Source organism: Desulfitobacterium sp. LBE, from assembly GCF_007830365.1.
GTDB lineage: Bacteria > Bacillota > Desulfitobacteriia > Desulfitobacteriales > Desulfitobacteriaceae > Desulfitobacterium > Desulfitobacterium hafniense.
Genome location: NZ_VLKD01000001.1, coordinates 25,081 through 37,785, shown reverse-complemented (window position 1 = coordinate 37,785; position 12,705 = coordinate 25,081). Strand labels below are relative to the sequence as shown.

The following is a 12,705-nucleotide window of genomic DNA, read 5'->3' as shown; positions in this document are numbered from 1 at the left end:
TAAGTTGAAAGGCTCTGCCCCCTTATGAGCAATGTACTGCTACACCATTAATATATGTTGGTTCTCAGAAAATCGAACTATTTCTAAGCTACAAAAGGATTCATCATCTTTTGTCGGAATAGGCCATTTTTAAGATGCGGAATCCTCGCTCCGCAGCGTCCACCGTCAAATCAAAGGCTCTTTCCATAGATTCCTCCAAGGTCATGGGACCATTAACAATAGAAAGGATAGAGCTTATGCCATGTTCATAAAGGGCTTCAGATCCGGCACCGATGGAACCGACGATAGCCAGGGTGGGTTTGCCATACTGAAGGGCTCGTTTGGCCACACCCATGGGCACCTTGCCATAAACCGACTGACCGTCGATGCGCCCTTCACCGGTGATGACAATATCCGCTTTTTGCAGTTTACCATCAAAGTTTACTGTATCAAGCACAGCCTCCACACCGGTCTTCAGCTGAGCTCCTGTAAAGGCCAGCAGTCCCATCCCCAGGCCTCCGGCGGCCCCTGCCCCTGGCACGTCTTTTAGATCCACTCCTAAATTTTCCCGGATTTTCCGGGCAAAATGGGCAAGATTCCCATCCAAAATCTCCACCATCTCCGGTGTGGCGCCTTTTTGCGGTCCATAAACTGCCGAAGCTCCCCGCGGGCCGCACAAGGGATTATCCACATCGCACATCACCGTGATCTTCGTCTCTTTTAAACGGGGATCAAGTTCTGAACAGTCGATCCTGGCAAGCTGATCCAGGCAACCTCCGCCGGGACTCAGCTCCTGTCCTTCCCCATCAAGGAGTCTTGCCCCAAGGGCCTGAGCCATTCCCGCTCCCCCATCATTGGTTGCACTGCCGCCAATACCGATGAGAATTTCCCGGGGCTGCAGATCCAGGGCAGCCCGAATCAGATCCCCTGTACCCTTGGTGGTGGTCAGCAAAGGATTCCTCTTATGGCGGGGGACCATAGGTAAGCCTGAAGCCGAAGCCATTTCCAGCACGATAGTGCCATCGGGAAGCCGGCCCATGATGGCCTCGGCCTCTTCCCCCAAAGGTGAGGTGACTCTGGTTTTTAACACCTCCCCTTGACCGGCATGGACAATGGCCTCAACGGTTCCTTCCCCGCCGTCTGCCATACTGATAATCTCCGCAGTCGCTTCAGGAAAAACCCGCTGAATGCCCAGGGTAATGGCTTCCCCTGCCTTTTGGCTGCTTAAACTTCCTTTGAATGAATCAACGGCTATAAGTACATGCATTTTTATCGCTCTCCTCTAGTTCAGATAGAATGCTAGTCTATATCACCTTGAGTATTTATTTCGCATTTTATCCTAAATAGCTGCAAAACACAATGAATCGACAGGTGAATGGTCAGGAATTGGCCTCCTGAGGTTGCTTAACTTTACAAAATTATCGTTGACGCTGAAAGCACCTATAAGCTATACTAAAAAGGTAATAATACAAAGGGGAGTAGCTGGACAGCAAAGTCGTCATTACGGATTAACATCCCGGCTTTGTTGACAACACTGTTGTAAGCAAGACCTTTGCCCACAAGGGGGTGAAGGTCTTTTTTGCTGCAATAATACTACCTCTTGAAACACATAATAAGGATTATGGGTTATCTTAAAGAATGAAAGGAAGAACAAGATGGAGTTATTTAGCCCCGAATTTTTTCAAGCATTGTTCGCTATCGTGATTATGGATTTGGTCCTGGGCGGCGATAATGCTATTGTCATCGGCATGGCTGCCCGCAATCTGCCCAAACAGCAGCAGAAGAAAGTGATCCTCTTTGGCACAGGAGGCGCAATCTTAATCCGGACCTTAGCTACCTTAGTGGCTGTCTACCTGCTAAAAATTCCTGGGCTGATGTTTGCCGGCGGCCTTCTCCTGGTTTGGATGGCCTATAAGCTCCTGACCGATGAGAAACACGATGAACAGGTCGATAGTGCCGCGAGCTTTTGGGGTGCTATAAAAACAATCATCATCGCCGATGCCGTTATGGGACTGGATAATGTTCTGGCCGTTGCCGGTGCCGCCCATGGCCACCCCATCCTTGTTGTCTTCGGCTTGCTTATCAGTATCCCCATTGTGGTTTGGGGAAGTACCCTGGTCATTAAGGCGATTAACCGTTTCCCGGTGATCATCCCTATCGGCTCCGCCGTCATTACCCATACCGCCGTGACCATGCTTGTGCATGAAAAATTTGTTGTCAATATCATTGGAGAAAGCGCCCTCATCGAATGGGGATTAAGCGCAGTTCTCATCGCCGGTGTTCTCTATCTGGGTCATCGGACCAATAAGAAAAAAGTTCTTGAAGCGGCAAAAAACGCCGCTTAACATCAGGGGAGCATCGCATACTGCTTTATCTAAGCAGGGGTGATGCTCCTTATATTATTTCTTCTACGGCAATATATAAAGCACATTGCATTCTTTTATTGACTAAATCAGTCAATGACACTACAATAGAAATTGACTAAAACAGTCAACGAGGTGATAATGATGCCGGAGGTTCATATTCCCGAAGATAAAAAGCAGCGGATCATCCGCGCAGCCCTGGAGCACTTCGCCAAAAACGGCTACAAAAAAACAACTATGGACGAAATCGTCGCCGCGGCGGATATCTCCAAGGGCCTGATTTTCCACTATTTTGGCAACAAGAAAAAGCTGTACCTCTATCTCTATGAATTTGTCTACGGCCTTGTCTATGACCGCATCGTCAAGTCCTTCGAGCAGAAAGACCTGTTTGAGCGCATCCGCGAATCGGAGCGGATCAAACTGGCTGTGGTCAACGAATACCCTTATGTGTTGGACTTTCTCCTCTCGGTCCGCAGGGAAACCGACGAATCCTTGCGAGAGGAACTTTCCCGAATTAAAGTGGAGAGCTTTCCGCCGTGGCAGGAAACCTTTCAGCCGGGGCTTGACACATCCAAATTGCGGGAAGGCATCGATCTGGAGAAAGTGACCAAAATTATTTCCTGGACCACCGACGGGCTTCTGTCCGAGCACAAGGACGACTTCGTGCTGGAGGATATTTTTGCGGAAATGGATGAATACCTTAATCTGATGCGCAAAGCATTTTACAAGGAGGAGTACCAATGAAGAGGCTGTTGAATCTCAGTGACAGTGCTGCCGGGGATATCTCCCTGACCGGCGGCAAGGGTGCGAATCTCCACAGGCTGTCCGCCCTGGACGGTATCCAGGTGCCCGGCGGCTTTGTCGTCACCACCGACGCCTTCCGGGAGCTTTGCGCCGGTGTGGTTGCGTCCCGGGGGGAAGCCCTGGAGGCCTCCTCCCCGGCGGAACTTGCCCGGGCAGGGGCCGATATCCGGCAGGCCATCCGGGATATCCCCATTCCGGAGGAATTTTTGCGGGAGCTTGAGACGGCGCTGGCGTCCTATCCCCCGGACATCCTCTTTGCCGTGCGTTCCTCGGCCACAGCGGAGGATCTGCCCGACGCCTCCTTTGCGGGGCAGCAGGACAGCTACCTGAACGTAGGGGCCGCCGATGTCCCCCGCGCTGTGCTGGATTGTTGCGCCTCCCTGTATAACGACCGGGCGGTGGCCTACCGCCGCAAAAACGGTTACCGCCACGAGGATGTGGCCATTGCCGTGGTGGTGCAGGAGATGGTTCCCTCCCAGGTCTCCGGCGTGCTGTTTACCGCCGATCCCATGACCTCCGACCGGCTCACCTGTGTCATCGAGGCCGTGGTGGGACTGGGGGAGGAGCTGGTATCCGGGCGCAAAACACCCTTCACCTGGCGGCTGCGAGGCGGAAAAATCAACGCGGGCAGCAAGACCCCTCCGCCCCTCTCAGACAGTCAATTGGAGGAACTTGCCGCCATCGGCAAGGGGATCGAGGCTGCTTTCGGCGCGCCCCAGGACATCGAATGGTGCTGGGTGAACGGAGGATTTTCCATCGTGCAGTCCCGGGCGATCACTACCCTGTATCCTCTTCCGGAGAGCAGGGACGGTCTCAAACGCGTCTTTGTCTCGGCGGGACACATGCAGATGATGACGGATGTAATGCTGCCTCTGGGCATGTCCTTCATGAAACTGATCGCCCTTTTCCGGATGGTGGAGGTGGGCGGGCGGCTGTTTATCGATATCACCCACGACCTGAAGACCGCTTACGGCAAAAAGATGATCCGCACCAAGCTTGCCGCCACCGACCCGCTCACTCACCAAGCCATCGAGCAAGTGCTGGCGCGTCAAGACTATATCCGCGGCATCCCCAAAGGCCCCGGCAGCTTCTCCTCTTTCAGCGGCTGGCTGCCCATCGTCCGGGAGGGCATCCGGCTCTACCGGCGCAACGACCCCGCCGACATCGATCTCTATATCCAGCGGATGGAACGCCTCATTGCCCGGCTGGAGGAGCAGCTGGAGCCTCTTGCGGGAACAGCGGCCATCGAGGCCATTCTGGAGGATCAAAAGCAGCTTTCCGCAATCATTTACGACGCCTCCGGCTTTGGTATGGTGCTGGCCACCCAGTTTATCATCCAAAAAATCGATGCCATGGGCAAAACACTCACAGGTGAAGAGAACATCAGCAACCGCCTCTCCAAATCGGTGGAGCACAATCCCACCTCCGAGATGGGGCTTAGCCTCAGCGAAGTCGCGGATCTGGCCCGGGAGCATCCCCCCGTGGTGAAGTATCTCGAAGCAGCCGGCGAAGCTTTTCGCCTGGATGATTTGCGCCAAGTGGAGGGCGGCGGCGCGGTGGCGGACGCTTTTGAGAATTTCCTGGGGCACTACGGCATGCGGGCCACCGGCGAGATCGACATCGCCAAGACCCGCTTCCGGGAAAATCCCGCCGAACTGGTGGGCGCCATGCTCACCAACATCCACACCTTACCCAAGGGACACGGCAAGTCGTCCTTTGAACAGGGCCGCCTGGAGATGACAAGGCTCACGGAAGAACTGGCGGCCCTGGCGGAACAAAAACTGGGTTCCCGCCAAGCCAAAAAGCTGCGCCGCTATATCTCCTTTTTCCGCAATTATTTGGGCACACGAGAGTATCCCAAGTACTTCTGGATCTGCCGTTACGACGTCTACAAACGAACGATTATGCGGGAGGCAAACCGCCTGGCGGAGCAAGGCATCCTCCAGGAGCCCGGCGACATCTTCTACCTGTACCTGGAAGAGCTGCGGGAAGCCATCCAAACCGGCTGTGTGGATTACACCAATATCGCCCGCCGTAAAAAAGACTACAGCCACTTTGCTAATCTCACCCCGCCTCGTGTCATTTTTTCGGACGGCGAGGTGCCGGAGATGGCTTACCAAAAGAATATCCCCAGCGGAGCACTGCCCGGTCTGGGGGTGTCCTCCGGCGTGGTCGAAGGCCGGGCCCGTGTCATCCAGTCCATTGAGGACGCGGTCATGGAAAAAGGGGATATTCTGGTGACCTCCTTTACCGATCCCAGCTGGACGCCGGTGTTCGTCTCCATCGCGGGGCTGGTCACCGAAGTGGGCGGTATGATGACCCACGGCGCGGTCATCACCCGGGAATACGGTCTGCCTGCTGTGGTCGGCGTGGTCGGCGCAACCAGACTCATCCGGGACGGTGAGCGCATTCGCGTAAACGGCGACGAGGGTTATGTGGAAATCCTTTGATTATCAATGCAACCAAATATTCCCGTTCAAATATTGACCATGTTGGTCGGTTATGCTACAATGCAATTACCGACCAACATGGTCAATTTCGATTAGGATGTGATCCTTATGCATGAAAACTTTGTCGGTCTCAAAGCGGAAAAGCGGGATGCCATCATCAACGCAGCGCTGGCGGAATTTGCCGCCAAGGGATACGACCTCGCCTCCACCAATGAGATGGTCCGGGCGGCCGGCATTTCCAAGGGGGCGCTGTTCCACTATTTTGCCAGCAAAAGGGAGCTGTTTTTCTTTCTCTGCGATTATGTGTACGAGGTGGTCAACCGGGAGTTTTACGAACAAATCGGTCATTGCCAGGGGGATCTGCTGACCCGGTACGCCAGGGCGGCGCGGCTCAAGGGATCCGTCTACCTGCGCTATCCCCCGCTGTTTGAATTTGTCAAGAGACTGGCCCAGGAGAAATCTGCCGAGATTGCCGGGGAGCTTGCCCAAAAGCTTTCCCGCATCACGGAGGCAGGTTACAGCCATTTGCTGGGGAACTTGGATGAATCCCTCTTCCGGCAGGATGTGCCCATGGGCAAGCTCCGGGATCTGATCATCTGGGCGCTGGAAAACTACGGATATCGCACGATGGAGCTGGTTCAAGACCAATCCCTGGCAGAGATCGACATGGAAGCGCTTAACGCGGACTTTGACGAGTATCTCGATGTCCTGCGCAAATGCTTCTATCAACAATAGGAGGGAAATATATGTCTGCCATAGAAATTCGCGGCCTGAAAAAACGCTTTGGCAGGACCATGGCCCTGGACGGTTTGGATCTGTCCGTACCCGGAGGGGGAATCTATGGTTTCATCGGGCCCAACGGCGCGGGGAAATCCACCACCATCCGTATGGTGCTGGGGCTCCTGAACAAGGATGAGGGCGAGGTGCGCCTGCTGAACGGCGATCCCCGGCGGGATGCGGTGGAGCTGCATAAGCGGCTGGCCTATGTCCCCAGCGACGTACAGCTCTGGGACAACATGACCGGCGGCGAGGTGATCGACTTTCTGGGCCGGCTGCGGGGAAGCTATACAAAAGAGCGCCGGGCCGAACTGATTGAACGCTTTGATCTGGACCCGACAAAGAAGTGCAGAACCTACTCCAAAGGCAACCGGCAGAAAGTGCTGCTGATCTCCGCCTTTGTGTCGGATGTGGAGCTGCACATCCTCGACGAACCCACCACCGGTCTGGACCCGCTGATGAAAACGGTCTTCCAGCAGTGCCTCCGCGAGGCCAAGGATGCCGGTAAGACGGTGTTTCTGTCCAGCCACATTCTCTCGGAGGTGGAGGCGGTTTGCGACACCATCGGCGTTATCCGGGCGGGCAGGATGATTGAGCAAGGCAGTATGGAGGATCTGAAGGCCCTTATCAGCCAACAGGACCCCCCTACCCTGGAAACCCTGTTCATGAATTACTACCGGAAGGACGGCAAGGGCGAGGAAAGGGGGCGCTGAGCATGAAACGTTACTTTCAGGGTACGGCGGCCATCATGACACTGTCTATGCGGCAGAACCGGGTTTTCACGCTGGTCTGGCTGCTGCTGCCGGGGCTGTGGGTCGCCATCAACACCCTCTCTTCATTGGTGCTCTTCCCCACCCAGGAGGCCCTCGCCGAGATGGGCGCCACGCTGATCGACCCGCTCACCGTGGCTATACACGGCCCGCTGCTGGACGTCTCGGTGGCTGGATTTGTCACTTGGCGCACCAAGGTCTTTCTGGTTCTGGCAAGCGGGATCTTCAGCATGATCTACGTGGTGCGGCACACCCGGCTGGCCGAGGAGCAGGGCAAGCGGGAACTGCTTGAGGCCAATGTGGCCGGCAGTCTTGCGGCCTTGGCGGCAGCGCTGCTGAACATGCTGCTGATCAACACAGCAGCGGCCCTCCTTGCCCTGCTTGGGATGACGGCTCTGGGGCTTGGTTTCACAGGATCGCTGGCCCACTGTCTTGGCTTTTTGGCCGCCGCCTCCGCGTTGGGCCTGATGGCGGGCCTGGTCGCCCAGTTCTTTGTGGGGGCCTCGGCGGCGCGGGGAACCTCCTTCGGGTGTTTGGGGCTGCTGTTTGCCCTGCATATCCTCTGGAACGTGAGCGGGGGAAACCATCCCGCCGCCTATCTTAACCCTCTGGAATGGCCGCTTCTGATCCGGCCCTTTGCCGGGGAACGATTCAGCCTCCTGCTGATTTCCCTGACCATCATGATCCTGCCGGCGGCCCTCTCCCTGTGGATGACCCACAAACGGGACGTGGGAGCGGGGCTTATCCCCCAGCGGGAAGGACGCGCCTTCGCCAAGCCTGGCTTCTGCTCGCTGCCCGCTTTGGCATGGCGTACCCAAAAGGGACTCTTCCTCTCCTGGCTGATTTTTTACGCGGTGTTCTCCTTCGCTCTGGGCTGTGCCAGCTACCTGATGGTAAGCGCAGTCAGTTCAGCCGAGACGCTGGCTGAGCTGATCGCGCGCCTGGGCGGCGTGGACCGTGCCTTCATGTCACTGATCCTGTATATTGTTTCCATGCTCATTTCAGTCTACGTGCTGATGTCGGCGGGTATCCTGCGCCGGGAGGAGACGGCCAAAGGTGAACTGCTGCTCTCCCTGCCTGTCCGGCGCAGCCGCTTTGCCTCCGGGCATCTGGTGTATATCTTCGGCGGCTCCGCTGCTCTCGCTCTGGTTGCCGGCCTTTGTGCGGGACTGGGAGCGATGATCGGCACCGGGGATCAAAGCGCTCTTGTCCGCTTGTTTTTCGAGACGGCAGGAAAGATACCGGCGATTTGGGCTTTCGGCGGGATTTCGATGCTGCTGTTTGGCGCACTGCCCCGTTGGATGTCCGGGCTCAGCTATGGACTCATGGTGCTGTTTGTGTTATTGGAGATCCTCTGGGAACAGCAGTCGGTGAGCGATGCCGTATATGCCCTCTCCCCCTTCTCCTGGGTGACCCCGCTCAAAGTCGCCCAGCCGCCGTCGGTGCTTGTGCTGCTATGCGCCTTGTCAGCGCTGTTGGCCGTTTTGGGGATCATCTTGTTTGAGCGCAGAGATGCCGCCATGCATTGATAGTATACATTTCCAATATCTTCAATCGTTGATTATGCCCGCTCAACTGCCGGTTACTATGGGACCGGCAGTTGAGCGCCTTTATGTTAGGTTCACGTTTTTTCCTTCGAAGTCCTTGATAGAATCAAGCGAGTTGGCTTGGAATTAATTACAGGTAGAGAAAAGAGTCTTTTTATGTTTTTCTATTCTTATCGATGTTCATGTTTCGTTTACGCTTTTATCGTAATCTAGCGAAGCAGGAGGAAAACGTGAAAGTCAAATACTTTTCTAAAAAAATCTCAATTGTTTTAGCTTTACTGGTTATGTTTTCGAGTCTTCCCAATGTGCCCGTTTCAGCCGATACGAATCCTTTGAATGCTGTCGTTCCCAAATATCAGGAGGAGAGGCAATTTGGCTTCAGCGCAGGAGGGCTTCATACCGTTTGGTTTGACACCTCTCATGGTGGTGATGTGACAGCTTCAGGCAACAATGATTATGGACAACTTGGTGATGGTACAACTATATCACGCTCCTTGCCTGTCACCATTAATAATCTCTATTCCCGTGTTGCGGATATTTCGGCAGGCGGTACTCATAATCTTGCCCTTATTGATGACCAGACAGTGCGGGCATGGGGAAATAATCAAAAAGGGCAGCTTGGCATTGGCTCTGATATCAATAGTCTTATTCCCGTGGAGGTACCTGGTCTAAGCGAAATTATCGCCATTTCCTCAGGTTTCGATTTTAGTCTTGCCCTCAAAAATGATGGAACCGTTTACTCTTTCGGGAGCAATGAGTTTAACCAATTAGGTGACAGCTCTGTCGGGAGTCGGAATACCCCGGCACAGATTCCAGGCTTAGACAGTATTGTTGCCATCGCTGCCGGGGGTACCCATGCCTTAGCTTTGCACATGGATGGCAGTGTGTATGCTTGGGGCAGCAATGAGCGGGGTGAACTTGGCGATGGTGGATCAGCGTCCGGTTATCAACCTGTAAAGATAGCTTCATTAAGCAATATTACTGCCATCTCAGCCGGGTTAAGGCATAGCCTGGCCTTGGGGGCTGATGGAAGTGTCTATGCATGGGGAGATAACTCGTTGGGGCAACTGGGAGACCCCAAAATTTCCGATTATAGCAATGTACCGATCAAGGTTCAAGGAGTTAAGGCCGCTTTTCGGATCGCGGCCGGATATAATTCCAGCTTTATTATTGCCCAGCAAAATGCGACTTATGGATTTGGTGACAACTCAGCCAACCAGATTAATAGTTCGGCGGTTGAGAACTTATCCTCACCAACACTGCTCAACATCAAAGCCTCCTTTATCTCTCCAGGATGGGGACACACCGTATCCCGCGGCTTTCTCGGCAATGATAACGGCGTTGATAACTGGAGTTGGGGATATAACCAATTTGGGCAAACAGGCAATGGTTTGACTGAGCATGTCCTGAATCCGACAACACCCTATTCCGGAACGAATCGCCAACCTGTATTTTTTCGGATTTCCGGGGCCAATCGTTTCAAAACGGCTATTGCTATTTCCATTGAGGGATGGGATTATGGCGCAGCAACTGTCGTTCTGGCCAGGGCGGATAATTTTCCGGATGCTCTCGCCGGGACTCCATTAGCCTATGGATTAAACGCGCCAATATTACTAACGGATTCGGCAAGATTGTCAAATGATACCAAAGATGAATTAGATCGCTTAGCTCCGCAAAACATCATTATCTTAGGCCAGGAAGGGGCTATCTCATCTTCCATTGAAAAAGACCTTCAGAAGCATTACAAGGTAACCCGAGTGGGCGGCCAGGATCGCTATGAAACAGCTGCGGCCATTGCCCAGTATATGCACGATCATCATTTGATTTTAGGAAATAAAGCCGTCATAGCTTATGGCGAAAATTTCCCGGATGCTTTGGCGGTATCTTCGGTAGCGGCCCATGCCCATATGCCGATATTATTAACCAAAAAAGATGTATTAGCTGATGCTGCCGGTGAAGCGTTAAAGCGCCTTGGTATAAACGAGACATTCATTGTCGGTGGTACCGGGGTCGTGGGGACAGCAGTAGAGAGCAGTCTTCCGCTGCCTACACGGTACTCAGGAAATGACCGTTATGCAACAGCTATTGCTATTGCCAACGGTATGGGCACCGATCCCTATCTCGTCTATTTAGCTACAGGAACTAACTTTCCGGATGCACTTGCCGGTTCAGTTCTTGCGGCCAGAAGCAACAGTCCTATTATCTTAGTTAATTCAAGTTCAGGTGCGGAAGCAGCAGCACAATGGTTTTGGTGGAACAGCAGGGATATAAAGCAGTCCTATGTACTAGGGGGTTCAGGTGCCGTTCCGGATTCTGTTATAGAAAGCATTTATAGTCGAATCGGCTATTAAGTTTTTGCTGCCTTATGCCTTGAGGATATAAAAATAATAATGACATTCTAAAGGGCGTGTCGCCCTACGTTTATGTGTAAACGTAGGGCGACACGCCCTTTCAATAAGATTAGATTCTTAAAATTTCTAGTAAATCGTTTCTTTCACCTTATCGGAAACCGCACCTTCCCCACCCAGTATATACAGCTTATGGAGCTTTAAGTCCCCATTTTTCCCCGGCTTCCTTTACGGTCAGATAATCCACGCCTCACACCGCCTAAAGGTTAATCCTTACCATCAATATACTGGTTTTAGTATATTGCAAGAATCAGCAAACAACACTGATTACAAAAGCTCAAATCTAAGCCATTTTTCATTCATAAAGATATCGACACTGCGTTCATCAACAAACTGGTATCCATACTCACTGCCAAAATTAGATTGATTATCTTGAGTAGGTTTTTCAAAAGGCCCTACTGTTGACGTTACTTCTCCATCCATGACTCCGCATCTTGCTTTGATATCACTTTCTTTGCCGGTATCTTGATATAGCTTCCCTTTAATCATGACCATGGGGGCTAAGTCAGCTGATTTCGTCCGCTCATCAACTGAAAATTCCGCTGTTAAATAGTATTTTTCATAATCTCCTGTACCCCGAAAATCCGATATATCCTTCACGATACGATAGTCACCAGACTCCAGCTCCCCATAGAGCCAGCCCCAATCAATGCTTATTCCGGTCGATTCCGACCGGCAATCCGTTCTCATTCGGGCGGGCATTCCGACCGCATTCGGCCACCTGTTACGCTATGATTCGGGCGAAGCCCGACAACCTCTTGAGTTCAAGTATAATCAGTCCATTATGTCTGTCAACTGGGAATCGGGACTGAACGCTGTAAAGCGAAGGGAGCCGTAGGCGACCGCAGCTTTACAGCGTCTCGGCGGCTACCCCCTCCGGCAAGGCCCGCCGCTTGGAGGGACCCTGCAGCTCAAACCGGTACGCATTATGCACCAGTCTATCCAGTACAGCATCCGCAATGGTTGCGTCCTCAAAGAGGCCATGCCATTCAGAAACCGGAACCTGCGCCGTGATCAGGGTAGATTTGCTTCCATATCGGTCATCAATCACTTCAAGGAAATCCCGGCAATGGAGCGCTCCTAAAGGGGAAATCCCGAAGTCATCCAGTATCAGCAGATCCGGCTTCTTCATTTCAGCCATCAGCCGGTTCCAGGACCCGTCCCCACGCCCGATCTGGAGATCGGTGAGAAGCCGGGTGACCCGGAAGCTGCGCACCTTGAGTCCTTGCCGGCAGGCCGCGTTGCCTAAGGCACTGGCAAGGTAGGTTTTGCCAGTTCCGCAGGATCCCGTGATGAGCAGGTTCCGGCCTTCACGAATCCACTTTCCATCGGAGAGCCGGGCGACCTTCCCTTTGTCCAGCTGCCGAGCCGGGTGAAAATCAAGATCTTCCAGGCAGGCTTTGGGTTCTCGCAGATGGGCTGCCTTGATCAGCCGTTTTAGCTTTTTGTTGAATCGGGCGAGCCACTCGGCATCGACCAACATCGCCATCCGATCATCAAAGGATAGCTCCGACATGGCCGGCAATTCCAACTGCCTCCGGTATTCTTGCTCCATAGCGGATAGCCGTAGTGTGGCGAGCTTTTCCAGGGTAGGATAGATCATCTTA

The 12,705-nt window shown here is 53.4% G+C and carries 10 protein-coding genes; 7 read left to right on the top strand and 3 right to left on the bottom strand.

Features of this window, described 5'->3' with window-relative positions; all coding sequences use genetic code 11:
- Positions 1–103: 103 nt before the first annotated feature.
- Positions 104–1,246, bottom strand: coding sequence for a glycerate kinase (locus DESLBE_RS00150; protein ID WP_144674772.1), 1,143 nt, complete (start codon positions 1,244–1,246; stop codon positions 104–106).
- Between the two features lie 388 nt (positions 1,247–1,634).
- Between DESLBE_RS00150 and DESLBE_RS00145 the strand changes: the two genes are divergently transcribed.
- From DESLBE_RS00145 to DESLBE_RS00115, 7 genes are all read left to right on the top strand, one after another.
- A complete protein-coding gene (locus DESLBE_RS00145) occupies positions 1,635–2,324 on the top strand; it encodes a TerC family protein (protein WP_011460083.1) in 690 nt (229 codons plus the stop codon).
- Positions 2,325–2,486: 162 nt separating this feature from the next.
- Positions 2,487–3,086 carry a TetR/AcrR family transcriptional regulator gene (locus DESLBE_RS00140; RefSeq protein ID WP_018306846.1) on the top strand — a complete coding sequence of 200 codons (600 nt, stop codon included), beginning with the start codon at positions 2,487–2,489 and terminating at the stop codon, positions 3,084–3,086.
- Positions 3,083–5,596: a phosphoenolpyruvate synthase gene (locus DESLBE_RS00135; protein ID WP_144674771.1), complete on the top strand. Its 2,514-nt coding sequence runs from the start codon at positions 3,083–3,085 to the stop codon at positions 5,594–5,596. The genes DESLBE_RS00140 and DESLBE_RS00135 overlap by 4 nt, the downstream gene beginning before the upstream one ends.
- 108 nt (positions 5,597–5,704) lie before the next feature.
- Positions 5,705–6,331, top strand: coding sequence for a TetR/AcrR family transcriptional regulator (locus tag DESLBE_RS00130; protein ID WP_144674770.1), 627 nt, complete (start codon positions 5,705–5,707; stop codon positions 6,329–6,331).
- An 11-nt stretch (positions 6,332–6,342) separates the two neighbouring features.
- Complete coding sequence (locus tag DESLBE_RS00125; RefSeq protein ID WP_172625335.1) at positions 6,343–7,086, top strand: ABC transporter ATP-binding protein; 744 nt, start codon at positions 6,343–6,345, stop codon at positions 7,084–7,086.
- A 2-nt stretch (positions 7,087–7,088) separates the two neighbouring features.
- On the top strand, positions 7,089–8,672 hold the full coding sequence (locus tag DESLBE_RS00120) for an ABC transporter (protein ID WP_144674768.1): 1,584 nt from the start codon (positions 7,089–7,091) through the stop codon (positions 8,670–8,672).
- A gap of 248 nt (positions 8,673–8,920) precedes the next feature.
- Positions 8,921–11,041, top strand: coding sequence for a cell wall-binding repeat-containing protein (locus DESLBE_RS00115; protein ID WP_172625334.1), 2,121 nt, complete (start codon positions 8,921–8,923; stop codon positions 11,039–11,041).
- Positions 11,042–11,365: 324 nt separating this feature from the next.
- On the opposite strand, the gene DESLBE_RS00110 is transcribed toward DESLBE_RS00115, so the two are convergent.
- The gene (locus DESLBE_RS00110) at positions 11,366–11,788 is read right to left on the bottom strand and encodes an immunoglobulin-like domain-containing protein (protein WP_243131197.1); all 423 of its coding nucleotides are present in this window, start codon (positions 11,786–11,788) and stop codon (positions 11,366–11,368) included.
- A 160-nt stretch (positions 11,789–11,948) separates the two neighbouring features.
- Entirely contained in the window at positions 11,949–12,701 is a 753-nt protein-coding gene (gene istB / locus DESLBE_RS00105; protein WP_144674766.1) for an IS21-like element helper ATPase IstB, read from the bottom strand.
- Between the last annotated feature and the right edge of the window lie 4 nt (positions 12,702–12,705).

Coding starts and splice junctions, on each gene's coding strand:
- istB (WP_144674766.1), bottom strand. CDS start 12,701: ATGATCTATCCTACCCTGGAAAAGCTCGCCACACTACGGCTATCCGCT.
- DESLBE_RS00130 (WP_144674770.1), top strand. CDS start 5,705: ATGCATGAAAACTTTGTCGGTCTCAAAGCGGAAAAGCGGGATGCCATC.
- DESLBE_RS00140 (WP_018306846.1), top strand. CDS start 2,487: ATGCCGGAGGTTCATATTCCCGAAGATAAAAAGCAGCGGATCATCCGC.
- DESLBE_RS00135 (WP_144674771.1), top strand. CDS start 3,083: ATGAAGAGGCTGTTGAATCTCAGTGACAGTGCTGCCGGGGATATCTCC.
- DESLBE_RS00120 (WP_144674768.1), top strand. CDS start 7,089: ATGAAACGTTACTTTCAGGGTACGGCGGCCATCATGACACTGTCTATG.
- DESLBE_RS00150 (WP_144674772.1), bottom strand. CDS start 1,246: ATGCATGTACTTATAGCCGTTGATTCATTCAAAGGAAGTTTAAGCAGC.
- DESLBE_RS00110 (WP_243131197.1), bottom strand. CDS start 11,788: ATGAGAACGGATTGCCGGTCGGAATCGACCGGAATAAGCATTGATTGG.
- DESLBE_RS00145 (WP_011460083.1), top strand. CDS start 1,635: ATGGAGTTATTTAGCCCCGAATTTTTTCAAGCATTGTTCGCTATCGTG.
- DESLBE_RS00125 (WP_172625335.1), top strand. CDS start 6,343: ATGTCTGCCATAGAAATTCGCGGCCTGAAAAAACGCTTTGGCAGGACC.